Origin of the sequence: Nocardia sp. NPDC004604 (assembly GCF_040609795.1) — a bacterium.
Taxonomy (GTDB): Bacteria; Actinomycetota; Actinomycetes; order Mycobacteriales; family Mycobacteriaceae; genus Nocardia.
In genome coordinates, this window is record NZ_JBEXLC010000081.1 from 1 (window position 1) to 24437 (window position 24437).

Consider the following 24437-nt stretch of genomic DNA (forward strand, 5'->3'; position numbering starts at 1 on the left):
CCCCCGCAAACGCCACGGCTTCCGCACCCCCGCCCACATCCTCGATGACATACTCACCCAATCAACCACTGTTGCATCGACCACGTGAATCCGCCTGCCTGCGCGACCACCGTTCGGCTACGTTCGACAGACCCCGGCCCCAGGGCTGGACGCGGCACTAGCCCGGGCTTTGGTGACGTCGCAACGCGCCGGCCTTCAGCCTTTTGTATGGAGATTCCGTTCGCCGAGCTCGTGGGCCGAGCGAGTGGATCTAGCTCGGTAGCTATTGATCCGGTCGGAAGGTGTTGGGGTGTGGGCTAATTCGACGCGATGGTCAGGTTGTCTGCTGTGCGGTCGGTAGGTTGGCCGTTCGGGCCGACCTTCGCAACCGGCGCTTCGGCTTCGGCGTCTTCTGCCGTCGGCGCGATGGTGGATGTTCCGGGTTCGGCGTCGACAATTGTTGGGGTGACTGCGGGCGGTTCGATTTCAGTCTCGGCAACCGGCGTTTCGACCGAAGTCGAGTCGGGCTCGAGTGCGGTGACCGGCGCGTCGGTGTTCGGTTCGAGTTCCGCGGCAGCGGCGACGCGCAGCCGTTCGGCGAGTTCGTTGAAGATGTAGAAATTGGGGATCTGGCCGACGGGGGTGAGGGATACCCAGTGGCCGTCCACCTTCATGCGAACCAATCCGCTTCGGGCGTCGATCAATTGGATCTGTTCCCAGGCGAAGGCCTTGCTGCGGAAATAGAGTGCGGTCAGATCGAGGGCGATTTCGCCGAAATAGACGGTCGCGCAGTCGTCGATGGCGGTGACGGCGCGGGGGAGCTGGGCCAGGGTAATGGCCGACTGGATGGCCTTGCCCCAATCGCGACCATCGGCGAACAGGGTGTCGTCGAATGCGGCCTCGGCGCCGTCGGGGCCGGTCATGTGGAATGAATATTCGGTGGGCGCGGAATTCTGGAACGGGATGACCTGCTGGCGCACTTCGGCGCTGTCCCATCGGAATCCGGCGATCTGTTCACCGGAGCGGTACACGGTCATGCCGTAGTCGAACAGGTCGAGTCGCGCGGCGCGGTGCCGACGATTGCGGCGTCCGCGGAAGAAGGCCATCGAGGCGGGGATCAGGGCGAGCAGACCGACCGCGAGTGCACCGGAATATGCGCCGACCGTTGCGCAGATGACACCAACTGCCGCGAATCCGCCCGCGACGATCCCGCAGCCGCGCACAAAAGTGTCACTCGCAGGCGCCGGTAGAAACGTCTGCCGGTGTGGGCCGAGCTTCTGATATTCGGACATCAGGTGGATCAGCTGCGACAGTGGAACCTTTTGTGGCCCGCCGGTTCCGACATCGCCATGGCTCGGAGTGGTCAATTGTCCCTCCATGAGGCGGTTTTTCTCCGCGGCGAAGCGTATGTCACCCGACCGGAGGCCGCCACCCCAGTCCGCTCGCGTACGGTTGATCGAGCTTACGTCATGGCGGTTGCGCAGCCGCGGACCGCACGGGCGTTTCGCCGGGAAACCCGACGGCCGGTCCGTTCGGCGAACCGGCCGTGCGGCCGGATCAGATGCCGTCGACGCTCAGTACGGCGAACGGAGTGACCGGGGTGCCGGGTCCCATCGGCCCGCCCTTGTCGAATTGGGAGGACACGACCAGGGTCTGATCATTGCTGCGGATCAGGGTGGTGGGGATGCGCAGGGATTCATCGGTGACCGTGCGCTCCAGTTCGGCGCTCGCCCCATCGTCGCTGATCTTCCAGCGGGTAATCGTATTGCTGGCATTTTGCGCCGCCCACAGCGTATTACCGTGCAATTCCAGTCCGTCGCCATGTTTCAGGTCGGCGCCGCGCATGGTGACCTTGCGGATCGGATCCGGCGAATTCGGCACGGTCGCAACGCGATACAGCTCGCCGGAATTCATATCGACGATCAGCAGATAGCGACCGGAATCATCGGAGACTATGCCGTTCAAGGTGAATGCGTCCGGTGCGTGCGCGCTGATGGTGCTGCTCAGGTCGAATTGTGTTGTCAGATCGGCCCGTCCGCCATGTGCCGCCGCGTCGGTGACCTGGTTCGGCGTGATCCGGTAGACCAGCGGGCGCAGGCTGTCGGTGAGGTAGGCGGTGCCGTCCGGCGTGATGGCCAGATCGTTCACCAGGTGCGGCCCGGTGCTGGTGACATCGAAGCGGGCGATCAGTGCACGGCTGGTGGTGTCGTAGACCGCCACCCCGGCCGTCGAGTCGATCACCCACAGTCGCCCCGCCGCATCGACCTTCAGCCCATTGGCGGTCTTGCGGCCGTCGGCCCCCTCGGGCAGGAAGGTCTCGGCGCGCTTCGCGCGGGGGGTGGCTCGGTAGATGGCGCCGTTGGCGTAGGAGCCGACATAGATATCGCCGGTGCGGGGGTCGGCGGCTATGCCTTCGGGGTAGACGCGATCGCCGGGCAGTTCGTATGCGGTGCTGATGCGCGTGGTCGGTTGGCTGACGTTCGTGGCCTTCGGTGCCTCCGTCGTCGCTGCGCAGGCCGCGACGGCGGTGCAGGCAACGGCGGTAGCGATGGTCGAGATGGTGCGGAACATGCTCATGGCTCCTGGGTGAGGTCGAACATCCGAATGCATTCACATCTTGGAATGAGCACGAAGCTATATTAGAACTCTAATTAACGTCAAGGGGCTAATGAGAAGTTGGGCAGATACCATGCGGACATGACGTCCATGCACTCCTCCGAGCGCCTCGGCTCCTACATCAAGCGCGCCGAACAGGCTCTCAACTCGGCGAAGAGTGCGGCGCTCAAACCGGCGGGCCTCACCGTTCCCCAGTACGGGGCCCTGCTGTTCCTCATCGAAAACCCGGGCATCAACGCCGCGGCGCTGGCCCGCCTGTGCGGGGTGACCCCGCCGACCATGAATACGATCCTGACGAATCTCCAGGACCGCGGCCTCATCGAGCGGACGCCCCACGCCTGGCATAAGAATGTCTTGGAGACCCGGCTCACCGAAGCCGGCGCGGCGCTCGCGAAGGAGGCGGATGCGGCCGCCGTGCGCGTGGAGCGCGCATTGGCCGCCGAATTCACCGAAGCCGAGCACGCCGCCCTGTGTGGACTGCTCACCCGCTGCGCCGACCTGCTCGACTCGATCCGCCCCGAATCCACACCAAAGAAGTAGCTCCCGGTCCGATCGGACCGGGAGCCATTGGGGCGGGGGGATTTTCACGCCGGAGCGACTGCCGCCGTTTCGGTGTGCACCGGTCGGCGCAGGGTGGCGACGCCGAGTGCGAGGGCGACGAAGCCGACCGCGGCCGAGGTCCAGGGGAGCCAGCCCGCACCCGAGGAATCCAGCACCGTGCCGCCGAGCAGCGAGCCGATGCCGCTGCCGAGGTAGATCGCCGAGCCATTGAGGCCGAGTGCGACGGTCGGCGCGTCGTGGGCAATGGCGAAGAGCCGGAATTGCTGCGGGATCAGGATCGCGGACCCGAAGAGGCCGGTCAGGCCGAGTACCGCGAAGACGGCCCAGGTGGTGTGGGTGGCCGGGCCGAGCAGGAGCAGTCCGATGAGGCTGCCGACGAGTCCGACGGTCAGCGTGCGCGCCGGGCCGAGGCGGTCGACGGCCCGGCCCGCCTGTGCATTGCCGATGACCTGACCGATGCCCATGACCAGCAGTAGCCATGCGAGCTGTCCCTGCGGCACCGATGGGGCGACGACGACCGGCAGGTAGACGATGGTGGTGTAGGCCGCCGTCATCTGCAGCGTGGTCACCAGCAGTACCCGCAGCACCGCGGGCCGCGCGAGTACGCCGACGCGATCACGCAATCCGGTGCTCGGCAGGGTGACCCGCGGCAGCAGCAGCACCAGCGCCGCCGCGATGGCACCGCCCGCGGCGATCGCCCAGAGCACTCCGCGCCAGCCGATCCAGCGCTCGACGAAGATGCCGATCGGCACGCCGGCGACCGCGGACAGCGTGATCCCGGCGGTGACAACCGACAGTGCCCGCCCCCGGTGCGCATCATCGGCGACGACCCCGGCCACGGCAAAGGCATTGGCCTGGAATGCCGCCGCGCCGATCGCGGCCACGATGCGTGCTCCGGCCATTACCGAAAAGTCCTCAGCCGCAGCCTGTCCGATCATGCCGAGGACGAAAAGCACTGCACCGCCGCCCAATACCCAGCGCCGGTCCCACGATCCGGTCGCGGCGGCGATGACCGGTGAGGCGATGGCGTAGGTCCAGGCGAACGTGGTGGTGAGCTGGCCCGCGGTGGCTACCGAAATATTCAGATCGCGGGCGATGAGCGGGAGCATGCCGTTCAGTACGAAACCGTCGGTGCCCAGTACGAAAGTGCCGATGGCGAGTGGAATCAAGGATTGATAGAGATTGTTCGATGGTTGTCGAAGCATCTTATGATGCTGCGATATAATTCGATGGTTGTCAAACGATCGGAGGATGAACGTGCGCCAGCTACCGCAGCCGAGCATCGGTGACCTGGACCTGATCCGGGTGCTCAGCGCCATCGCCGATCCCATTCGACTGGAACTGATCCGCGCGCTCGCCGGAGTGCGTGAGCCGCTCAGCTGCGGCATCGATGGGTTCGATGTGGAGATCACCGCCGCGACGGCATCGCACCATTGGAAGGTGTTGCGTGATGCGGGCGTCACGACCACCTATGCCTCCGGCCGCAACCGGCTGGTCGAGCTGCGCCGTGACGATCTGGAGGAACGCTTTCCCGGTCTGCTCGACGCGATCATCAATGCCTCGCAACGCTGACCCGGTTTCGAATTGGGTTCCGACAGTGGCGGTTCCAGTGATCGGAACTGCCTCGACCTGAACGCATGCCGTTGACCTGTTCAAACGCCCCAAAAGTAGTGGCTTTACCGGCGGGGCCGCAGCGGGTGCACTTGGTGTGAGGGCAAGCCTCGCAAGTCACTCGGGGGGTGGCGACGATGGACACAATCTGGGTGCAGGTCATCGCTGGTCTGCTGCTGTACGGCACGATCGCGTTCATCAGTCTTGCGGGGCGGCGGAGTCGAAATCGCCGCAGGCGCAGCCGATGGAGTGCGGGCGACGGCGGTGGCGATGGTGGCGATGGTTGTGGCGGCGGGTCCGACTGTGGTGGTGGGTCCGGCTGTAGCGGTGGCTCGAGTTGTGGTGGTGGGTCCAGCTGTAGCGGTGGCTCGAGCTGTGGCGGCGGGTCCAGCTGCGGTGGTGGCGGCAGCAGTTGATCCGCTGCGTCAGCGCCGTTTCGGTGGCAGCAGACTCTGAAATGCCGTATCCACCAATGTCCTTCGCTGGGCATCGGTGCTCGGGAGTGCGTCGGGGGAGACGCGGGCCAGTTGGTTGAAGCCGTGGTAGATGCTCACGGCGACAACCGCTCTGGTCCGCGCCTGCGCGGCGGTCAAGCCCAATTCCCGTAGCAGTTCGGCAATGTATTCGATGCGCCGGTCCGCGACTCGGCGCAATGTCGCGGCGACCGCGGCCTGGTCCGCGGAGGCCAAGAGCGCCAATTCGATGCGTCCGGTGGCCGCGTAATCGATGACATGGGCGAACAGTCGATGCAACCGCTCGGCCGGATCGGTCTCGACACCGATCTCGGCGATCACATCGTCGGTGCTGCGCTGTTCCCAGCGTGCCAGTGCCGCATCGATGAGAGCCGCGCGATCCTTGAAGTGCCAATAGAAGCTGCCCTTGGTGGTGCCGAGCCGCTTGGCGATGGGTTCCACCGCGACCGCCGCGAGGCCGCCCGCGGCCAGTGCGTCCAGTGCGGCCTGGGCCCAGTCGTCGGCGCTGAGCCGCCGCGGCGCCGACGTTTTGGCGGTCACACTCCTGCCCTCTTGTGCCATGCCCGTACGCTACCGTATGGTCATTACATACGCTCCCGTATGGACTACTGGAGGAATGTGATGCCTACTCGTGGACGAGTCGAGATTCCCGAACGGGCGGCTCTGGCTCGCGCATCCGGGTCGAATTGGGACTACATCGATTCCTACGAAATCGCATTGCCGCCGAGCGCTCCCACCGATCCACGCGAATGGACCCGAAAGATATTCTTCGGCAAGCCTTTTCCTGACCGCCAAAGCGACGAGCGCGAGCATGTCACCGCCGATGCGATGTCGGTCCTCGATTTTGTCGTCTCGGTTCTGATCGACGACGACACGGTCATCATCACCTCTTTGGTCGAATACCGAAATGATTGGGGCCGAAGGTATTTCGCCGCTGTTCGCCCATTCCACCGTCGGCTGGTGCCGTGGATGCTGGCACGCGCTGCGCGTGAATTCGCCCGCGGCGCCTGCTGACACGCCATGCCGAGCGGTTGCCGCGGCGACTCCGGGCCAACGGCCGTAGGCTGAATTCATGTCCGGCGACACTCGGATCGGCGGTGTGCTCTACGACATCGACGGCGTGCTGGTGACCTCATGGCGCGAGCTGGAGGGCGCCGCCGGCGCTGTGCGCCGGATACGCGAAAGAGGTTTGTGCCGAGCGTTTCTCACCAATACGACCTCGCGCACCTGCGGTGAGATCGCCCAGCGGCTGCGGGGCGCCGGATTCGATGTCGATGCCGACGAGATCGTCACCGCCGCCCGGCTCACCGGCGAGTATGTGAGCCGTCACTATCCGGATGCGCAGGTGTGGGTGCTCAACCACGGCGATATCCGGCCCGACCTCGCCGCTCTCACTCTCGATGACGAACATCCCGATCTCGTCGTAATCGGCGGTGCCGGTGCGGAATTCACCCATCGCGCGCTGAGCCGGGTGGCCGAGCTGATGCTGGACGGTGTGCCGGTCGTCGCCATGCATGGCGGCCTGACCTGGGCCACCGATGACGGACTTCGCATCGATGTTGGCGCATATCTGCCGGGCTTGGTGGCCGCGGGCAATGCCGAGATCACGGTGATCGGCAAGCCCGAGGCGGCGGGATTTCGGACCTGTGCGGACCTGATGGGGCTGGATCCGGCAGAGGTATTGATGATCGGCGACGATCTGCACTCCGATGTGCTCGCCGCCCAGCGGGTCGGTATGACCGGAGTTCTGGTGCGCACCGGGAAATTCCGGTCCGCGGTGTTAGCTGGGGCGGCGTCGGCGCCGGATCACGTCATTGATTCCGTGGCGGATCTGCCCGCGTTGTTGAAAGGTCTACGGAAGCGCGGAAAATAATTCTAAAAAACTCCTATAAAACACTTTCGGCGCGCCGAACCTCTCGGTATCTTCCGCGTTGGCAAACAGCCAGTGACGAGGTGTGTGGCGGCAGCTAGATCGGAGAAAAGCGAGATTTCGGCGCAATAGCAACCGCGCGGCCAACTTTCGGCTAACGCGATGTCGGCCGAAGGTTGAGACGAACAGCCAGATCCATGACAAGGGCATCGGGCGCTTAGGTATTGTCTGCCCCAATGTCACAGGATGCGAATACGGGACGAATGTATGCCGGGCAACCCGTAGAGGACCGGCAACGACAACGGCGTGCGCGTTTTCTGGAATCGGGCCTTACGGTCTTTGCGCGCGATGGCTACGCCAATAGTTCGGTCGGCGCGATCTGTAAGGACGCCGGACTCTCCTCACGGCAGTTCTATGAGGAGTTCACCGGCCGCGAGTCTCTCCTACTCGAGCTCTACGAGCAGATCGATAGGGAATCGCGCGAAGCGGTAACCGCCGCCCTCGACAAGAAGTCGGATGCGACCGCCCTGGAGATCATCGACGCGTCCGTGCGCGCTTACGTCGAATCCATCGGCGCCGATCCGCGCAAGGCGCGCGTGGCGCTGGTAGAGGTCGTCGGCGCCGGGCCGAAGGTGGAGAAGTTCCGGCTGGAACTGCGCCGAGTGTGGGGTTCGCTACTAGCCAGCGCCGCCGAGGATGCGGCGATGCACGGCGAAATCCCCACGGGCGACTACGAGATGCGGGTACTCGCCATCATCGGCGCGGTCAACTATGTGGTCGACTCCTGGAGTGGTTCGGATCCGCGGCCGCCACTGGACGATGTGATCCGGGTGCTGAGCCGAGTGATCATGGGTGCGGTCGGCGCGTAGCACGGGTCGCTCCGGACGACCGGTGGTCATCGCGCGGTACGGTGCGCATCATGGAGAAGGTTCCGATCCAGATGCCGGATGGCAGCACCGTGCCGGTGCGGCTGTTCCCGGCGAGCGGAACGCACCGTCACCCGGTGACGCCGGACGCGCCCCGCCCGGTGGTGGTGCTGGTGCCCGGTCTCGGCGTTCCGGCCGGGTACTACGAACTGTTCGCCACCGCATTGGCCGCCCGTGGTTTCGACGCGGCCATCGGCGAACTGCGCGGCGCCGGTGACAGCAGGCCGCGCCCGAGCGCCGCGAGCACCTACGGTTACCACGAATTGGTTTCGGTCGACTTCCCGGCGATCTTCTCGGTGGTGCGCGACCGGTTCCCGGACAGCACCCCGTACCTGCTCGGCCACAGCATGGGCGGCCAGCTCGCCGTGCTGTACGCCTCGCGCATCCGCGGCCGACTCGGCGGACTGATCCTGATCGCCTCCGGTACTCCGTATCACCGTGGCTTCCGCGGGATTTCGGGCCCCGGCATGCTGGTCGGCACTGCGGCCATCTCGATGACGGCCAACCTGGCGGGCTTCTGGCCCGGCGACCGGATCTCGGTGGGCGGGTTCGGGCGCCAGTCGAAAGTGCTGATCTCCGACTGGGCCCGGCTGGCCCGCACCGGTCGCTTCCAGCCGGTCGGCGCGGATATCGACTATGAGGAGCGGATCGGCAGGCTGAAGCTGCCGGTGCTGTCCATCACCATGACCGACGACGATCTCGTGCCTGGCAGTTCGGCGGCGCATCTGCTGGCGAAGATGCCCAAGGCCGACGTGACGACCTGGGTACAGCCGGAACCCCTGGGACACAACGGCTGGATCCGCAAGTACAGCAGTACCGTCGACCAGATCGAGAAGTGGCTGCGGGACCGCTGACACTCCCAGCGGGCGATCGCAAGCTTTGTCGAGGGTGCCGCCGGTGAAATCGGCGATCGCCGTTATGCGTCGGCCGGTTCGCAGCGCTTGGTGATCGGGATGCGCCGTCGGCCCGCCGCGGCGTCCGCGGTCAGGCGATTCAGATCGACCCGGCTTCGATCGCGAATATGTGGCGAGCGCGCGCCTGCGCTACGACGAGGCGCAATCGGGCAAGCCGGCATAGGCTTGGGGCGTGTCAAATGAGCAACGGCGGCAATTGAATCAGGCGATCGTCGCGGAGTTCCGCGCCAATGCGGGGGTGGTCGGCGGGCAGTTCGCGAACATACCCCTATTGCTCCTGACCACAACCGGTGCGCGCACCGGTGCGGCATTCACCTGGCCGCTGGCCTATCAGCGCGACGGTGACCGAGTGGTGGTGTTCGCCGCCAATGGCGGGCGGGAGAACCGTCCGGGGTGGTACCACAATCTGGTCGCCCATCCCGAAACCATCGTCGAGTTCGGGAACGAGTCGTGGCCCGTGATCGCTTCGGTTGCCGAAGGGGCCGAGCGGCAACAGCTTTGGGAGCGCCAGTTGGTGGTCGCGCCGTTCCTTGCCGACTTTCAGGCCAAGGTGTCCTGGGAGATCCCGGTCGTGATACTCACCCGGTCGAACGGGACTTCCTAAGCGCGGCTCGGCTTTTCGCCCAGATGCCTGCCGAATCCGTCGAGCATCGCGGTGAGGCCGATGTCGAAGTGATCGCTGTCCGCGACGGCATCGGCGGCCGCGGCGAGGGTGTTGTAGTTCGGTGCGTCCGGCGCGGGCTTGCGGCTGCGCTGCGCCGCGACGGCGGCCACCGTATGGCTCAGAATGTGCCCGACCACGTATTCGCGTAGGCAGCGGGCGAACTGCAAGGCCACGGCGGGCGTAAAGCCGACGCCCTGCAGGCATTCCAGCATCCAATTTCCGGTCTCGATCGCGGCGGCGCTGCGGACCGGTCGGGTGGCGAAGATCGGCACTGCATTCGGATGTCGCCGCAGGGTGGAACGCAGTCGATGTGCATAGGCGCCCATCAGCTCCGGCCAATCCGCCTGCCACGGTAGCGTTTCCATCTCCAACTCGTCGAACATCGCCTCGGCGATGCCGTCGAACAGCTCCTGCTGATCGGTGAAGTGCCGATAGGCCGCCATCGGGTCCGCGCCGAGCGCCGCACCCAATTTTCGCATGGTGAAGCCGTCGAGCCCCGCGCTATCGATGACGGTCAATGCCACCGCGGCGATGTGATCCCGGTTCAATGCGGTCCGGGTGCTCGGCTGCCTGCGCCCACCTGTTCGGCTCATCGCAAGGTCCCTTCGCCCATCTCGTCGAACAGTTCGAGCAGCCGATCGACGAATTCCTTCGGCCGCAACTGGTAGGGCACATGCCCACCCGGGAATTCCACACAGTCCCGGCCGAGTTCGCCAGCCAGTGCGTGGGTGGCGAGGTAGTACGGCTTGCCGACACTCTCGCGTCCGGTGCCGAGCCGCCATGGCACCTCGACCTTCCGGAGGGCGGCCAGATCCGGGTGATAGTCGAAGCAGAAGGCGGGCAGTTCGCGGACGAGCAGCAGGTCGGCATTGTTCAGCTGGCGGGTCATGGTCGAGGGCCGAGCTCGGGTAATCCGCCGCAGCGCGGCGCCGATCGTCAATGAAACCCGAGTTCCGCCCGCCATGAAGTCCTGTCCGAACCTCGACCGCAATACCCGCGGCACATTCGGCATCGTCAGCACGCCGAATGCGGCGAAGGCGCGCAGCGGGCTCTTCTCGATCGCGAGCCTGCCGATCTCGACGAGCTCTGAACGCGCCGGACTCGCCTCGGGCAGCAACTGGACGAGCGGTGCTTCGTGTACGACCGCGTCGTTGAGTCGGTCGGCGTGCGCCGCGAGCAGTTCCAGCGTGATGATCGCCGCGCCACTGCTGCCGAAGATATGGGCGCGGTCGATGGCGTACGCGTCGAGGATCGCGATGACATCGGCCGCCTGCGTCGCGATATCGATCGCGGCGTGCGAGTCGGTGAACGGGCTGCGCGAGTTGCCACGCCGGTCGAAGGTGATGACGCGGTAGCGGTCGGCCAGTAGTGGCACGACCGCCTCGTACATTCCGGCGTCACCGCCGCCGCCGGGGATGAGGACCAGGTCCGGTCCGGTTCCGGCCGATTCGGTGTGCAGTCGCGCGCCGGCGGTCTCGACGATTCGTACGGCGCTCTCGCTTGTCATATCTACAACGTAGACTAAGTCTACGTTGTAGACAACGGCGCAAAAGTCGGCCCGGTGCACGCGGCACCGGGCCGGGGGATCGGCTCAGGCGGACCGTTCCATCAGCATCTGGGTGAAGAATTCGTAGATCAGTCCGGCCTGGAATGCGGACTGTTTGTTGTCGGCCGCGCCGCCGTGGCCGCCCTCGATATTCTCGTGGTACCAGACGGTGTGGCCCTGTTCCTCGAGCAGTGCGGCCATCTTGCGGGCGTGACCGGGGTGTACTCGGTCGTCGCGGGTGGAGGTGGTGAGCAGGATCGGCGGGTAGGCCCCATCGGCGCGGACGTTCTGGTACGGCGAGTACTTGCTGATGTACTCCCACTCCTCGGGCTTATCCGGATCGCCGTATTCGGCCGTCCACGACGCACCGGCCAGCAGCAGGTGGTAGCGCTGCATATCGAGCAGCGGGACCTGGCAGACGATGGCGCCGAACAGTTCCGGGTAGCGGGTCAGCATGACGCCCATGAGCAGGCCGCCATTGCTGCCGCCCACGGCACCGAGTTGATCCGCCGTGGTGATACCGCGGGCCACCAGATCCTTGGCGATCGAGGAGAAGTCCTCATAGACCTTGTGCCGGTTGGCCTTCTGCACCGAGGTATGCCACTGCGGGCCGTATTCGCCGCCGCCGCGAATGTTGGTCATCACCCAGGTGCCGCCGCGCTCCAGCCAGCCCATCCCGGAGGCGCCGCTGTAGGCGGGGGTGCGCGAAACCTCGAAGCCGCCGTAGCCCGACATCACCGTCGGCCCGGGGGTGCCCTTGTGATCGCGATGCCGGATCACGAAGTACGGCACCATGGTTCCGTCATCGGACCGGGCGAAGAACTGCTCGGTCTCGACGCCATCGGCGTCGAAGAAGCCCGGTTCCTGTTTGAGTTGTTCGGTCCGGCCGCCGACCGCGCTCGCGAGCAGGGTGGCCGGAGTGGTGAATCCGCTTGTGGTCAGCATGAATTCGTCGCCACCCTCGAGTGGGTCCAGATTCATCACACTGGTGGTCGCCATCGGCGGGGTGTCGGCCAGCGGTTCCCGGTGCCAGCCGTCCGGGCCGGGGGTGAGGACGTAGAGCTTGGTCTGCACATCCTCCAGGGTGATGAGCAGCAGATGATTTTCGGTCCAGCCGTAGCCGTGCAGCGAGGTGTGCGCGTCCGGGGTGAAGACCACCTCGAATTCCCTTGCACCGGAGAGGAATTTCTCGAAGTCGATGGCCAGTAGCGCACCGGCGGGGTAGGTGATGTCGGCGATCGTCCACGGCGACTTCAGGCGCACCAGGAACCAGTCCTTGTACCAGGATTCGCTGGCGTCGGTCGGCACCTCGAGAAGCCGCAGGCTGCCGTCGCCTTCGAGCAGGTACACCTCTTCATTGAAGAAGTCGGTGGCCCGGCCGACGAAATGCCGTTCGTAGCCGGGTGTCCGGTCGTAGCCCGCGGAGACCGCGACATCGCCGGGCGCACCCTCGAATACCGTCTCCGCCTCGGTGAGCGGGGTGCCGCGTCGCCAGCGCTTGGCAATGCGCGGATATCCGGAATCGGTGAGCGAGCCGGGACCGAAATCGGTGCCGACATAGACCGAGTCGATATCGATCCAGCGGATCTCGGACTTCGCCTCGGGCAGGAAGTAACCGCCGTCGGCCGGATCGATGAATTCCCTTGTTTCGATATCGAATTCGCGCACGACTTTGGCATCGGCGCCGCCGCGGGACAGGCTGATCAGCGCGCGCGACTGTTCCGGCCGCAGCACCGCGGCGCCGCCCCATACCCAGTTCTCGTCCTCCGCGGTGCCGAGCGCGTCCAGGTCGATCAGCACATCCCAGTCCGGCGACTCCTTGGCGTATTCGGCGAAGGTGGTGCGCCGCCACAACCCGCGCGGATGGTCGGCATCGCGCCAGAAGTTGTAGAGCCACCGGCCGCGGCGGCCCGGGTAGGCGATCTTGGTATCGGTGTCGAGCATGTCGAGGATGCGGTGCTCGAGTTCGGTGAACCGATCGGAACTGGCAAAACGCTCGACGACCACGTCGTTGTGCGCGCGGGCGAAGTCGAGGGCCCGTTCATCGGTTACTTCTTCGAGCCACAGGTAGGGATCGGTCACAGTTAGCTCAACGCCCGTCATGTCCACATTGTTGCCGAGGGTCCTCGGAAGGTGAGATATCACTCGCTAAATCGGGCATATCGGGCACGCTGTTACGGATTGCTCGACATCGGGTCCAGGGTTGTCGTACCTACCGGTCGGCTCAGTAGGATCGCTGCTCCGAGACCGATCCGACCGGGAGGTGGCCGGTTTGCCACAGTTTCTCTGGGAGCAGCACTGCTGCCTGCCGCTACTGCATTCGGCGCGGATCGCGGACCTTGCGCGGTATCCGCTCGGATCGTATTTATCGGTGAACGTGGGATATTCGCGGCAGTCGACCGAGGATTCGCTGGCCTTGCTGCACAAGTTCCGTCGGGATGCGCTGGGCGACGGTCGGTTCCGGCTGGTCGAGCGATTTGCCGATATCGGTGCGTCCGATTCGATTGCGTTGGCCTTCGATCTGGAGGATTCGGGGCCGCTCGGTGGTGATCTGGATAACGTCGAGATGTTCTACGAGTTGGGTGTTCGCTCACTGCTGCCGACCTATAACCATGCCAATGCGGCCGGTTGCGGTTGCCTGGACACCGAAGACACCGGGCTGACCGCCTACGGCCGCGATCTGGTGCGCAAGCAGAACGAGGTCGGCGTATTCGTCGACGGTTCGCACTGCTCGCCACGGACCGGACTGGATCTGGCCGAGTGCACCGAGGTCCCGATGATCTACAGCCATTCCAATTTCGCGGCATTGTGGGAGCATCCGCGCAATATCACCGATGCGCAGGCGCTGGCCTGTGCGGAGACCGGTGGGGTCGTCGGTATCAATGGGGTGGGAATCTTCCTTGGGCAGAATGCGATCGATGGCCGGGCCGCGCGGGTGCGGGCCATGGCCGCGCATATCGAATACGGTGCCGAGCTCGTCGGCATCGAACATATCGGCGTCGGCTCCGATTACTCCTTCGATGCCGAGGATTTCAATGACATGCTGATGCAGGATCCGGGCGCATTTTCCGACGCGTATACGAAATGGGGTCCGCTGCAATGGGTTCCGCCGGAGGATCTACTGGGGCTGAACGAGTTGCCCGGGTTGGATGCGGCACTCGCCGAGCGTGGATTCAGTGCGGCCGACCGGGCGGCGGTATTCGGTGGCAACTTCGCCCGGATCGCACGGGAGGTCTGGCGGGACTGATAGCGGCCCCTCGACCGGTCTGCCACGATCGGATCGGGGAGTCGGCTTATTCGATCGAGTTTGCTGGACAGTGCCGCGTTGTCGGGGTGGGTGGTGGGTGTGGTCTGCGCCGACGCTCGTCTGTCGAGCGTGCTGAGGGCTGTTCGCCGTGTTGCGGGGGTGGGGTGGGTGTGGTCTGCGCCGACGTCCGTCCATCCACCGCGCCGGGCACTGGGCGGATAGGCGGGGTGATGCGGGGTTGTTGAACGGGATCAAAGGTGAGTGGAACCGATCTACCTCCAACCTCGGTTCGTCCCGGTCGATCGGCACCGGCGAAAGGGCCGATCGTGGATGTCCGGCGGTGCGCGGCGTCGAGTAAATAATGTTCACGGAAGTCCGCTTGTAATGCGCCGCGAACACCGATCGGCGTACTCGATAGCTAATAGTTATCAGCTATCGAACCTGCTGGCGGTGCGAGTGGATTTAGTTCACCGCCGCAGTGTGGCGCAGCAGACAGCCAGGGTGTCATTGCGCCTCCATGTCGGCCTGCGCACCGGAAAGCGGCTGCACTATGTGGCGCACGTCTCATAGTTGCAGGGGGAAGGTGGGTGAAGTGTGCGCGACGGAGTTAGGCTCGACCACGTGACTTCCCATTACGACGTTGTCGTTCTCGGTGCCGGTCCTGGCGGTTATGTCGCCGCCATCCGCGCGGCACAACTTGGCCTCCGTACCGCGATCGTCGAGCAGAAGTATTGGGGTGGTGTCTGCCTCAATGTGGGCTGCATCCCTTCCAAGGCGCTGCTGCGCAATGCGGAACTGGCGCACATCTTCACCAAGGAAGCCAAGACCTTCGGCATCTCGGGCGATGTGAGCTTCGACTTCGGCGCCGCATTCGACCGCAGCCGCAAGGTTGCCGACGGTCGGGTCAAGGGCGTCCACTTCCTGATGAAGAAGAACAAGATCGACGAGTTCGACGGCACGGGCACCTTCACCGACGCGAACACCCTCGCGGTCGCGCTCTCCAGCGGCGGCACCGAGACGATCACCTTCTCGAATGTCATCATCGCCACTGGCACCGTCACCAAGCTGCTGCCGGGCACCTCGCTCAGCGCGAATGTGGTGACCTACGAGGAGCAGATCCTCACCCGCGACCTGCCCGGCTCGATCCTCATCGTCGGCGCTGGCGCAATCGGCATGGAGTTCGGCTACGTCCTGAAGAACTACGGCGTCGACGTGCGCATTGTGGAGTTCCTGGATCGCGCGCTGCCGAACGAGGACGTCGACGTCTCCAAGGAGATCACCAAGCAGTACAAGAAGCTCGGCATCACCATCACCACCAGTGCGGCCGTGCAGACGATCGACGATGACGGTTCGAAGGTCACCGTGTCGATCAAGGACAACAAGACCGGCAACCTGGAGACGGTCACCGTCGACAAGGTGCTGCAGGCCGTCGGCTTCGCGCCCCGGGTCGAGGGCTACGGCCTGGAGAACACCGGTGTCGCGCTCGAGCGCGGCGCCATTGTCATCGACGACAATATGCGCACCAATGTGCCGCACATCTACGCCATCGGCGACGTGACCGCGAAGCTGCAGCTCGCCCACGTCGCGGAGGCCCAGGGCGTGGTGGCCGCGGAGACCATCGCCGGTGCGCCGACGTTGACCCTCGGCGACTACCGGATGATGCCGCGCGCCACCTTCTGCCAGCCGCAGGTCGCCAGCTTCGGCCTCACCGAGCAGCAGGCCCGCGACGAGGGCTACGACGTGAAGGTCGCCACCTTCCCGTTCACCGCCAACGGCAAGGCGCACGGCCTCGGCGATCCGACCGGTTTCGTCAAGCTGGTCGCCGACGCCAAGTACGGCGAACTGCTCGGCGGCCATCTCATCGGTCCGGACGTCTCCGAACTGCTGCCGGAGATGACCCTGGCCCAGAAGTGGGACCTGACCGTCAACGAGCTGATCCGCAACGTCCACACCCACCCGACGTTGAGCGAAGCGCTGCAGGAAGCGTTCCACGGCCTCGCGGGCCACATGATCAACTTCTGATCATTCGACGAGACGGTGGTGTCCGGTCCGGAAGGGTCGGGCGCCACCGTTTTTCGTGGGCGCGGTCGTCGAAGGCGGTCTGGTATACACGGATTGATGCTGCGTAGGTTGCTGATCGCCGGTGCGCCGTTCATTGCCGTCGTGGTGCTGCTCGGGGTCGGCACCTATTACCTGATGAATTCGCGGACCTATCAACTCGCGGGACGCATCGTGCACCACGTCGATACGGACGACAAGATGGTTGCGCTGACCATCGATGACGGGCCGTCCGCGCAATACCCCGAAGTGTTGAAAGTCCTTGCGGACGCGCAGATTCCGGCGACGTTCTATCTGATCGGCGAGAATCTGGCCGCGTGGCCGGAGGCCGGGCGTGCGATCGCGCAGGCCGGGCACGAACTCGGCAACCACAGCTATACCCACCAGCGGATGGTGTTCGTCTCGGCCGATACCGTTCGGGACGAGCTGGAACGCACGGATGCCGAGATCCGCGAAACCGGCTATCAGGGGCCGATCACCTTCCGTCCGCCGTTCGGCAAGAAGCTGTGGGCATTGCCGAAGTATCTGTCGGATCACGATCGGACCACGGTGACCTGGGATGTGGAGCCCGACTCCGGCAAGGTGGCGAGCACCGATGGGATCGTCGCGGAAACGGTGGCCCAGGTGCGGCCGGGTTCCATTGTGCTGCTGCATGTCTGGAGCGATCAAGGGGCGGCTTCGCTGGCGGCGATACCGCGGATCGTCAGCGAATTGCGTTCCAGGGGATACAGTTTCGTCACTGTTTCGAATCTGATCGGCCACTAGGCCTTGTTTCGAAGTGGTTCGATCACTGCTTCGGAGTCGGTTGGATTGTCGAGCCTGGTCGCCGCGGATGGTAGGAGGAACGGGTCCATGGAGTTACGCACCGCGGCAGCCGCGCTGGCCGATGAGTCTCTGCGAGACGAGACGAGGCGGTTGAGGTGATAGTGGCCGCGGGTGTTGATGTGATCGAGCTGTTACTGGACGAGTTGGTCGATCCGGATTCGTGGATCGACCGTTCGGGCGGTATTGCGGTGCTGCGGCGGTTCGGACCCGTCGCCTATCGCGCGTTGATCGTGCAACTCGCGATCGCGGAGACCTCGGACGCCGTCGAGTTGTGCTGTCAGGCACTGGGTATCGAGCCGGCTTCGGATACCGCGGATTATGCGCTCGAGATGTGCAGCGAGGATCCCGAGGTACGGGCGGGCAGCGCTTTCGTGCTCGGTTACCGTCGCCGGCGTGAGTACGCGCCCTTGCTGGTGCCGCTGTTGGCGGATCCGGTGCAGCGGGTGCGTGCGGAGGTGATCGCCGCGTTCGGCCGCCTTGGTCGTTCCGCGGTGCCGTTGCTGCGCCAGGTCCGAGCTTCTCGGGTGCCAGAGCGGCGGTATGCGCTGGCGGCGCTCGCTCAGATCGGCTGGGACACACCCGAACCACGCGATCTGGCGGTGCTGGCCCGGTGGATGCAGGCCAAGATCGCGGCCGATGTTCCCGAACCCTTTGTCCCGCAAGATGGCTGGTATGCCATCCAACCACTGACCGGGCCGCGGTACTCGAGGCGTTCGACCTGTCCGACCCGGTCGCGGTGACCTGGTCTACGGGCACCGACACCTGGCGGGGCCACGACTCCGGACACAGCCGCACCGCCTACAGCGAGCATGCCGATTGCGCCCGGATGTATGTGAGTCCCGTACTCGACGGTTGGACCCTGGTGTTCGGCACACCCGTCGCCGCTGGGGAACTGGATCGCCACGATCATGAGTTGAGCCGGATGCTCGACATCGATGACGACTACACCTCGGACGGACGCGAACACCAGGAACGGCAGGTCCGCTGCGCGGTGCTGAGCGAGCGGTTCGGGCAGGCGCACTGGTACGGCCAGAACTACGAAAGCGGCTGCGACGACTGGTGGGGCTGGTGCCTGGCAGCCGACGGAAAAGTGCAGCGCGCGTTTGGTCGACCAACCCATCTACTGGGGACCTCGCCCCACATCAGGGCACCGACGCACCAGCCCACGCAACATCTTTCAACCGGCCAACACCGGACGTGCCGCGCAGCCTCGCTCTTTCATCCACCATTTCGAAATACGCCCAGGTGCGCCGCCGGGGTGTGATCGGCCGCGGCGCGCAATTCGGGATCCCGTGGATTCAGCGCATGGACGTTGAGTGGACGAATGCAGCCCACGACGAACTGCTCCGCCATCTCTGCGGATTCCGCAGGGGCATCGCGGCCGATTCCGATCCGTATCGTCGCCGATCAGAGCATTCCGTACGCGTGGGTGGGAGTGATGCGGACCAGCGCGCGGCGATCCTTGACCATCGCCTCGCGGTATTCGGTCCAATCGGGGTGTTCGCCGGAGGCCGCGCGGTAATAGTCGACGAGTTCGTCGACGGTGGCATCGCCGGGAGCGGCGGCGACGGGAGTCACTTCGACGTTCCCTTCGAGGACGGCGTACGCCCAGAAGTCATCCTGGGTCACATGGATCGCGGCCCACGGGTCACGCACCAGGTTGTGATATTTCGCCCGATCGGCGGTGATGGAGATGCGAATGATCCCGTCATCGCCGATGACGTGCAGCACATTGGACAGTTGCGGCCGCCCATTGCGCCGAATCGTGGTCAACACCGACCGTCGGTGGGCGCGAGCGAAGTCGAGCGCGGAGGAAAGTTCCATACCCAAGTCAACGGGTCGCCGCCTTCGGCCCTTCCCGCTCGGCATGAACCTGGCCGCCTTTCGATTCCCCGATGGTGCGGCGGGTGCTGCCCTTGCTCGAGCCGTAACGCCCGGGCCTCCGTGCGGCAGTTCTTCACTGCTTGTGCTGAGCGGGACTGGCTGGGTGCCGGTTCAGGCGACTGGTTGCGGGCGTGGAGTGGGTTCCGGCGCGGGGTGTCGGGTGCGGACGGCGGCTCGGGTTACCCAGGTGACAAGCCGTTCGAGTGGGCCGCGACCGAGGAAGCGGGTCCACAGCAGCGAGCCGACTGCGGCAATGGCGACCGACCAGAGGAAGAAGGCCGGATTTCCGTCGGCGCGCTCGTCGACGAATGCCAGCGAAATGACATGTGCGGCATATACGGTCAGCGGAAGGTAGCCGATGGCCGTGAGCGGGGTCAGGATTCGCATGAGCACCGGCGGGCAGCTCAGGAGCAGTCCGAGTACCGCGACCGCCAGTCCGCCGGAAGCCAGGATTTCGAAGAAAGTGCCCGAATGTGGTTGCGCGGTCAGCAGTGATACGAAGCCAGGGCCGGGGATGGCATCCGGATCAACGTCTTTCGTATCGAGATCGCCGAGATCGGGTGCGCCGGAACCGAATACCTTGGTGCAGGCCCAGGCGATACCGTAACCGAGCACCGCGGCGGCGACGCCCCACCCCAGCAGTCGGGTCCTGATGGCCGTGAAATCGCTACGGCCGATGGCGAGTCCGATGAGGATGAACGCGACCCAGATCAGCGCCGGATAGGAACCGGAGATGGCCAGGGTGACGATCCCACCGGTGCCGAGCGTGCTGGTCGGCAGCACCGACACCAGGCACCACACCAGCACGGGCGTGATCACCGCCCAAACCGCGGCGGTGATCAGCAGTCGCCGCGGTCGCCAGGCCAGGAACGGTAGGGCCAGGACGAACATGACCGCGTAGTACTCCAGGATCACTGCAGCTGTTGTTCCGGTGGCCTGCAATATCCCGCCGATCAGGAAGAGCAGTGCGGCGCGCACCATGACGCGCAGCCGGACCGTGACCAGGTCCGAACCGGTCGGCGGATGCGCGCGCCCGGTCATCAATGCCAGCGAGACGCCGCCGAGCACCGCGAACAGAATCGAGGACCGCCCCGACGCGATATTGGTCCAATGCGCCGGATCCGACCAGGTCAGTTCGCCGTACGCCAGCGTATGTGCCGCGATCATGCCGACCACGGCCAGCCCCCGCGCGGTATCCACCGCACCGATCCGATTGCGGTCGATCTTTCCCGCGGCCAGCACACCGGTCATGACCTTGCCCTGACAAGCAGGCAATCGCTTTTCATGCGCCCACCCTCCCGCATGCTTCGTTAAGAAACCATGAGCGAACAGGCACTTGTGCATCTTTGCGCGACCGGAAAGCCAACTGCCGCAAAAGCAGGGTTGGTTCGCACCGGGCAGCCTGTGCGCGATGCCCCGTGCCTATGCGACAGCCGTAGCTCGGCGGGCGAGCCAGCGCCGGGTAGCCGAGGGTGCAGGCGGCCATCCGGGGGCTGGGGCGGCGCGCGATAGTGAATTCGGCCGCGACCCTGAGTTCTTCGGCGAGCTGCGGGCGTGAGCTGCGAGTTGCGGTGAATATGCGCGCGGGCCGTCGATTGCGGTGCGGGGGCGGTCTGTTGGCGGCAGTGGTATGCGGCGAGGGCGGGGATTGCGGCGCGAGACACCGACTCGCGGGGTTGTGTAGGCGTGGGCTGGAGATACGGGGCGGGGCCGTTAGTCGCGGTGGTATGCGGCTTGGGCTGCGTGGACTCGGGGCATATTCGTTTCCAGGACCACGATGAGGCTTTCCAGGCGCTCGGCGACCTCGGCGCCGAGGTCGGTCAGGGTGTATTCCACTCGGGGTGGGATGGTTTCGTGCACTTCGCGGTGCACCATGCCGTCGCGTTCGAGGGCCTGCAGGGTCTGGGAGAGCATGCGCTCGCTGACGCCGTCGACGCGGCGGCGCAGGGCGCTGAATCGGTACGGGCCCTCGCGCAGCGCGACCAGGGCCAGGGTGCCCCAGCGGCTGGCCACATTCTGCAGCACCGGTCGTGACGTGCAGTTTCGGGCGAATACGTCGGCTTCCAGCGTCGGATCGTCGGTGCTCGCCGACGGCGGGCGCTGAATGGTCATGCGGTCGATGGTACCTAACTTGACCAAAGTGTCTACGGAATGCATAGTGCTTACTATTAGTTAGTACTTGATGAACCGTATATACCTTGGGAGGTAGTCATGACCGTCGCCGTAACCGCAGCCGGTGGGCAGTTGGGTCGTCTCGTTGTGGAGGCGCTTTTGCGCGAGGGCACCACGCCGGTGGTCGCGATCGTGCGTGATCCGCAGAAGGTCGCCGATCTGGCCGAGCGGGGTGTCGAGGTTCGCCAGGCCGCCTACGATGACCCGGACGCGCTCGACCGCGCGCTCGCTGGCGTCGACCGGGTGCTGCTCGTCTCCGGCAATGAGTTCGGTGCGCGAGTCGCGCAGCACACCAATGTGATTCGCGCCGCGGAGCGGGCAGGTGTGAAGCTGCTCGCCTACACCAGCATTCCGCGCGCCACCGAGAACCCGCTGATTCTGGCGCAGGAACATATCGGCACCGAGGCGGTGCTCGCGGAATCCGCTGTCCCGTACGCGATCCTGCGCAATGGCTGGTACTGGGAGAACTACTTGGGCGGACTCGGCCACGCCGTGGAGACCGGGGTGCTGCACGGGGCCGCGAGCGATGGCCGTGTCGCTGGCGCGGCGCGCGCCGACTACGCCGAGGCCGCCGCCAAGGTGCTGACCACCGATGGACACGAGGGTCGCGTCTACGAGCTCGGCGGCAACGAAAGCCTTACCTATGCCGAACTCGCCGAGGTAATTTCGCAGGCATCGGGTAAGCCGGTGCGCTACGAGAACCTGTCCACGGAGGACTACAACGCCGCGCTCGAACAGGCCGGACTCCCCGCCCCCTACGCCGCGGCACTCGCCGACGCGGATGCCGGAATCGGCAACGGCATCCTCGATGTCGACTCGGGCGACCTCCAGAAACTGATCGGCCGCCCCTCGACCCCCGCCATCGAGATCTTCCGCGCAGCCCTCGCCTGACCGCATCCCCGTCATCCGAGCCACGGGCTTGCACACCGTATTTCGCGGTCGCGCTATCCGCGCCGCCCATACGGCGTGCAAGCCCGTTGTGCGTCAACGGAATGAGTTGTCCGCACGGACGTTGCCGACGAATTCGCGCACTTGGTGTGCAATTCCGGCGCGTGTCGGAATTGGTTGTCTGTGCCGCGGTTTGTGCGCCATGTTCGCGCTTGCGGTGGGCTATCCGGTGGCTCGTGACCTCAGTATCTGTCCTGTGGCGCAGGGGCTGCCCGCCGTGTTGGTGAACACGGCGGGCAAGCCGGGGTGCGTCGACGGAATTGGTCAGTGGTGCAGGGGGTTGCGCCGCGGTGTTCGTGGTTGTGGTGCGCAGGCCCGGTGCGGGTCTTCGGGATTGGTTGTCGGCACAGGGCCTGCACGCCGTTAGCTATGCGGCGGTCGACGACCTCGGAACCGGCCCGGCGGCTAAACCCATTGCACCAGTTGCAGGATGATGCCGTTCGGGTCGGTGATCTGGAAGTAGCGTTCGCCCCAGGGCTCGGTTTCGATCGGCGTGACGATTGGGACGCCTGCATGCTGAAGGCGGTCGTACTCGGCATCGATATCGTCTACGACGAAGGCGACCAGTAGACCCTCGCCTGCGCTGCCCGCTTTGTTCTTCGGTTTGAAGCTGTCCAGGCCGGTGCGCAGGTAGCAGATGCTGAAACCGGCGTCGGGGCGGGCGATGGCGACGAAACCGTCGGCCGAGTTCTGCTCGGTGAAGCCGAAATGATCGATGGCGAATTCGGCCGAGGCCTGCGGATCGGCGACATTGAGGGAGATTGCGGAAGCGGTGATGTTCAAAGGGTCCTCCTCTGGAGCCGGCCATAAACTCTGTACTAAGTACGCTGTACTTTGTACAGAAATTTCCGATCGGCTGCACTGTGATGTGAATCACCCCGATACGATCGGCTCGAGCATGGTTCGAGCGGGGATGGCCCGCAAGGTGAGGAGGTGGCGTGGCCGAGCAGTCGCGGGATCGCAGTAGTGCGGGTGATCCCATGCGCACCTTGGAATTGCTGTGGCGCATGCCCGGCGCATCCGAGCGACAGCGCGGACCGAAGCAGCGCAGCAGTGTGGATGCCGTGGTCGCGGCGGCAATCGAGATCGCGGACGCGCAGGGGATCGGCGCGCTCACTATCCGCGCCGTAGCCACCGAACTCGGCCTGACCCCCATGGCCACCTACACCTATGTGCCGGGCAAGGCCGAACTGGTAGAACTCATGCTGGATGCGGTCTACCAGGAGATGTCACGCTCCGATCTGAGCGAGCTGCCCTGGCGCGATCGGGTCGCGACAATCGCCGCCGAGAACCGCGCCGTGCTGATCCGCCATCCGTGGGTCGCCTATCTGCCGACCACGCGTCCGCCACTCGGCCCCGGCGTCGCGGCCAAATATGAACACGAATTGCGCGCATTCGACGGCCTCGGCCTCGACGATATCGATATGGACGCGGCCCTCACCTTCGTCCTCGGCTTCGTCACCTCGGTCGCCCGCATTGCCATCGATACCGAGCGCGCCGCCACCGACAGCGCGATGTCCGACCATCAGTGGTGGGAGCGCGCCGCTCCGCTGCTGGCCCAGGTTTTCGACGCCGAGCGCTATCCGCTGGCCGCCCGCGTCGGGGCGGTCGCCGGCCAGGCTCACGACTCCGCGTATAGCGCCGACCATGCCTATGAATTCGGCCTGGCGCGAGTCCTCGACGGCCTGGCGGGGCTCATCGAAAACCGTTGAGTCGCATGCGGTATCGGCTACTGATCGCCGGGGCCGACTTCGTTGTGTGGGTCCTGATGCTGCGCGGAGTCCGCATTGGCGGGCAGCATGAAACTTGTGATCACGATTGCCAGAAGGATGAATCCCGCCACGATCAACACGAGGCTGACGGTCATGACGCCCCCTTTCTCCTGTCGAGCTGACAGCTAATTGTCGGCAAGCTTGATGGAGGGGTTTCCTATGGTCGCGTCGTCACACTATGGCGTGTGACACAGTTCGGCTACGCGCTTCAGAATAGGTGCTTGCGCAGATTTGGTGGGCGGGAAGTGATCATTCTGTGAGTGACCCGCCGCAGTTGTTATCCAGTTGGACGGCCTTCGGCGATGATCGCCCTGGAGTTGCTACAAAATAGAGAAAGCGGCGCGCAGGCCATTGAATCGCCCGCGCGCCGC

General features: G+C 65.1%; 26 protein-coding genes. 14 read left to right on the forward strand and 12 right to left on the reverse strand.

Annotation, left to right across the window (positions count from 1 at the left end):
- Nucleotides 1-296: 296 nt before the first annotated feature.
- Complete coding sequence (locus ABZW16_RS26620; protein WP_354958779.1) at nt 297-1346, reverse strand: DUF6585 family protein; 1050 nt, start codon at nt 1344-1346, stop codon at nt 297-299.
- Nucleotides 1347-1536: 190 nt separating this feature from the next.
- The gene (locus ABZW16_RS26625; RefSeq protein ID WP_354958780.1) at nt 1537-2550 is read right to left on the reverse strand and encodes an SMP-30/gluconolactonase/LRE family protein; all 1014 of its coding nucleotides are present in this window, start codon (nt 2548-2550) and stop codon (nt 1537-1539) included.
- 126 nt (nt 2551-2676) lie between these two features.
- Between ABZW16_RS26625 and ABZW16_RS26630 the strand changes: the two genes are divergently transcribed.
- Nucleotides 2677-3135, forward strand: coding sequence for a MarR family transcriptional regulator (locus ABZW16_RS26630; RefSeq protein WP_354958781.1), 459 nt, complete (start codon nt 2677-2679; stop codon nt 3133-3135).
- Between the two features lie 44 nt (nt 3136-3179).
- Here ABZW16_RS26630 and ABZW16_RS26635 read toward each other — a convergent pair whose 3' ends face one another.
- The gene (locus tag ABZW16_RS26635) at nt 3180-4361 is read right to left on the reverse strand and encodes an MFS transporter (protein ID WP_354958782.1); all 1182 of its coding nucleotides are present in this window, start codon (nt 4359-4361) and stop codon (nt 3180-3182) included.
- A 46-nt stretch (nt 4362-4407) separates the two neighbouring features.
- On the opposite strand from ABZW16_RS26635, the gene ABZW16_RS26640 reads away from it, so the two are divergent.
- Nucleotides 4408-4728, forward strand: coding sequence for a helix-turn-helix domain-containing protein (locus ABZW16_RS26640; RefSeq protein WP_354958783.1), 321 nt, complete (start codon nt 4408-4410; stop codon nt 4726-4728).
- A gap of 464 nt (nt 4729-5192) precedes the next feature.
- On the opposite strand, the gene ABZW16_RS26645 is transcribed toward ABZW16_RS26640, so the two are convergent.
- Nucleotides 5193-5801 carry a TetR/AcrR family transcriptional regulator gene (locus ABZW16_RS26645; RefSeq protein ID WP_354958784.1) on the reverse strand — a complete coding sequence of 203 codons (609 nt, stop codon included), beginning with the start codon at nt 5799-5801 and terminating at the stop codon, nt 5193-5195.
- Between the two features lie 60 nt (nt 5802-5861).
- Between ABZW16_RS26645 and ABZW16_RS26650 the strand changes: the two genes are divergently transcribed.
- From ABZW16_RS26650 to ABZW16_RS26670, 5 genes are all read left to right on the forward strand, one after another.
- The gene (locus tag ABZW16_RS26650; RefSeq protein WP_354958785.1) at nt 5862-6254 is read left to right on the forward strand and encodes a DUF2867 domain-containing protein; all 393 of its coding nucleotides are present in this window, start codon (nt 5862-5864) and stop codon (nt 6252-6254) included.
- Between the two features lie 58 nt (nt 6255-6312).
- Nucleotides 6313-7113, forward strand: coding sequence for an HAD-IIA family hydrolase (locus ABZW16_RS26655; protein WP_354958786.1), 801 nt, complete (start codon nt 6313-6315; stop codon nt 7111-7113).
- A 233-nt stretch (nt 7114-7346) separates the two neighbouring features.
- The gene (locus tag ABZW16_RS26660) at nt 7347-7979 is read left to right on the forward strand and encodes a TetR/AcrR family transcriptional regulator (RefSeq protein WP_354958787.1); all 633 of its coding nucleotides are present in this window, start codon (nt 7347-7349) and stop codon (nt 7977-7979) included.
- Between the two features lie 50 nt (nt 7980-8029).
- Complete coding sequence (locus ABZW16_RS26665; RefSeq protein WP_354958788.1) at nt 8030-8890, forward strand: alpha/beta fold hydrolase; 861 nt, start codon at nt 8030-8032, stop codon at nt 8888-8890.
- Between the two features lie 232 nt (nt 8891-9122).
- The gene (locus ABZW16_RS26670) at nt 9123-9554 is read left to right on the forward strand and encodes a nitroreductase family deazaflavin-dependent oxidoreductase (RefSeq protein ID WP_354958789.1); all 432 of its coding nucleotides are present in this window, start codon (nt 9123-9125) and stop codon (nt 9552-9554) included.
- Here ABZW16_RS26670 and ABZW16_RS26675 read toward each other — a convergent pair.
- From ABZW16_RS26675 to ABZW16_RS26685, 3 genes are all read right to left on the reverse strand, one after another.
- Nucleotides 9551-10207 (reverse strand): TetR/AcrR family transcriptional regulator C-terminal domain-containing protein, encoded by a 657-nt coding sequence (locus ABZW16_RS26675; protein ID WP_354958790.1) that lies wholly within the window; start codon nt 10205-10207, stop codon nt 9551-9553. The genes ABZW16_RS26670 and ABZW16_RS26675 overlap by 4 nt on opposite strands.
- The gene (locus ABZW16_RS26680) at nt 10204-11121 is read right to left on the reverse strand and encodes an alpha/beta hydrolase (RefSeq protein ID WP_354958791.1); all 918 of its coding nucleotides are present in this window, start codon (nt 11119-11121) and stop codon (nt 10204-10206) included. Before ABZW16_RS26680 ends, ABZW16_RS26675 begins: the two co-directional genes overlap by 4 nt.
- Nucleotides 11122-11205: 84 nt before the next feature.
- Nucleotides 11206-13263 carry a prolyl oligopeptidase family serine peptidase gene (locus ABZW16_RS26685; protein WP_354958792.1) on the reverse strand — a complete coding sequence of 686 codons (2058 nt, stop codon included), beginning with the start codon at nt 13261-13263 and terminating at the stop codon, nt 11206-11208.
- 169 nt (nt 13264-13432) lie between these two features.
- Here ABZW16_RS26685 and ABZW16_RS26690 point away from each other — a divergent pair, with 169 nt between their 5' ends.
- The 5 genes from ABZW16_RS26690 to ABZW16_RS26710 all read left to right on the forward strand — a co-directional run bounded on the left by ABZW16_RS26690 (nt 13433) and on the right by ABZW16_RS26710 (nt 18554).
- Nucleotides 13433-14407: a membrane dipeptidase gene (locus ABZW16_RS26690; RefSeq protein WP_354958793.1), complete on the forward strand. Its 975-nt coding sequence runs from the start codon at nt 13433-13435 to the stop codon at nt 14405-14407.
- A gap of 621 nt (nt 14408-15028) precedes the next feature.
- A complete protein-coding gene (gene lpdA, locus ABZW16_RS26695) occupies nt 15029-16429 on the forward strand; it encodes a dihydrolipoyl dehydrogenase (protein WP_354958794.1) in 1401 nt (466 codons plus the stop codon).
- Nucleotides 16430-16525: 96 nt separating this feature from the next.
- Nucleotides 16526-17230 (forward strand): polysaccharide deacetylase family protein, encoded by a 705-nt coding sequence (locus ABZW16_RS26700; protein WP_354958795.1) that lies wholly within the window; start codon nt 16526-16528, stop codon nt 17228-17230.
- A gap of 161 nt (nt 17231-17391) precedes the next feature.
- A complete protein-coding gene (locus ABZW16_RS26705) occupies nt 17392-18030 on the forward strand; it encodes a HEAT repeat domain-containing protein (protein WP_354958796.1) in 639 nt (212 codons plus the stop codon).
- A gap of 122 nt (nt 18031-18152) precedes the next feature.
- The gene (locus ABZW16_RS26710; protein WP_354958797.1) at nt 18153-18554 is read left to right on the forward strand and encodes a hypothetical protein; all 402 of its coding nucleotides are present in this window, start codon (nt 18153-18155) and stop codon (nt 18552-18554) included.
- A 143-nt stretch (nt 18555-18697) separates the two neighbouring features.
- Here ABZW16_RS26710 and ABZW16_RS26715 read toward each other — a convergent pair whose 3' ends face one another.
- The 3 genes from ABZW16_RS26715 to ABZW16_RS26725 all read right to left on the reverse strand — a co-directional run bounded on the left by ABZW16_RS26715 (nt 18698) and on the right by ABZW16_RS26725 (nt 21286).
- Nucleotides 18698-19114 carry a PPOX class F420-dependent oxidoreductase gene (locus ABZW16_RS26715; RefSeq protein WP_354958798.1) on the reverse strand — a complete coding sequence of 139 codons (417 nt, stop codon included), beginning with the start codon at nt 19112-19114 and terminating at the stop codon, nt 18698-18700.
- 171 nt (nt 19115-19285) lie between these two features.
- On the reverse strand, nt 19286-20425 hold the full coding sequence (locus tag ABZW16_RS26720) for a heparan-alpha-glucosaminide N-acetyltransferase domain-containing protein (protein ID WP_354958800.1): 1140 nt from the start codon (nt 20423-20425) through the stop codon (nt 19286-19288).
- A gap of 462 nt (nt 20426-20887) precedes the next feature.
- Nucleotides 20888-21286: a helix-turn-helix domain-containing protein gene (locus tag ABZW16_RS26725; protein WP_354958801.1), complete on the reverse strand. Its 399-nt coding sequence runs from the start codon at nt 21284-21286 to the stop codon at nt 20888-20890.
- Nucleotides 21287-21385: 99 nt separating this feature from the next.
- Here ABZW16_RS26725 and ABZW16_RS26730 point away from each other — a divergent pair, with 99 nt between their 5' ends.
- Nucleotides 21386-22237 (forward strand): SDR family oxidoreductase, encoded by an 852-nt coding sequence (locus ABZW16_RS26730; RefSeq protein ID WP_354958802.1) that lies wholly within the window; start codon nt 21386-21388, stop codon nt 22235-22237.
- 462 nt (nt 22238-22699) lie between these two features.
- Here the strand turns inward: ABZW16_RS26730 and ABZW16_RS26735 are convergent, their stop codons facing one another.
- Complete coding sequence (locus ABZW16_RS26735; protein ID WP_354958803.1) at nt 22700-23077, reverse strand: VOC family protein; 378 nt, start codon at nt 23075-23077, stop codon at nt 22700-22702.
- Nucleotides 23078-23274: 197 nt separating this feature from the next.
- Between ABZW16_RS26735 and ABZW16_RS26740 the strand changes: the two genes are divergently transcribed.
- Entirely contained in the window at nt 23275-24006 is a 732-nt protein-coding gene (locus ABZW16_RS26740) for a TetR/AcrR family transcriptional regulator C-terminal domain-containing protein (protein WP_354958816.1), read from the forward strand.
- 17 nt (nt 24007-24023) lie between these two features.
- Here ABZW16_RS26740 and ABZW16_RS26745 read toward each other — a convergent pair whose 3' ends face one another.
- Nucleotides 24024-24161, reverse strand: coding sequence for a hypothetical protein (locus tag ABZW16_RS26745; protein WP_354958804.1), 138 nt, complete (start codon nt 24159-24161; stop codon nt 24024-24026).
- Nucleotides 24162-24437 lie beyond the last annotated feature (276 nt).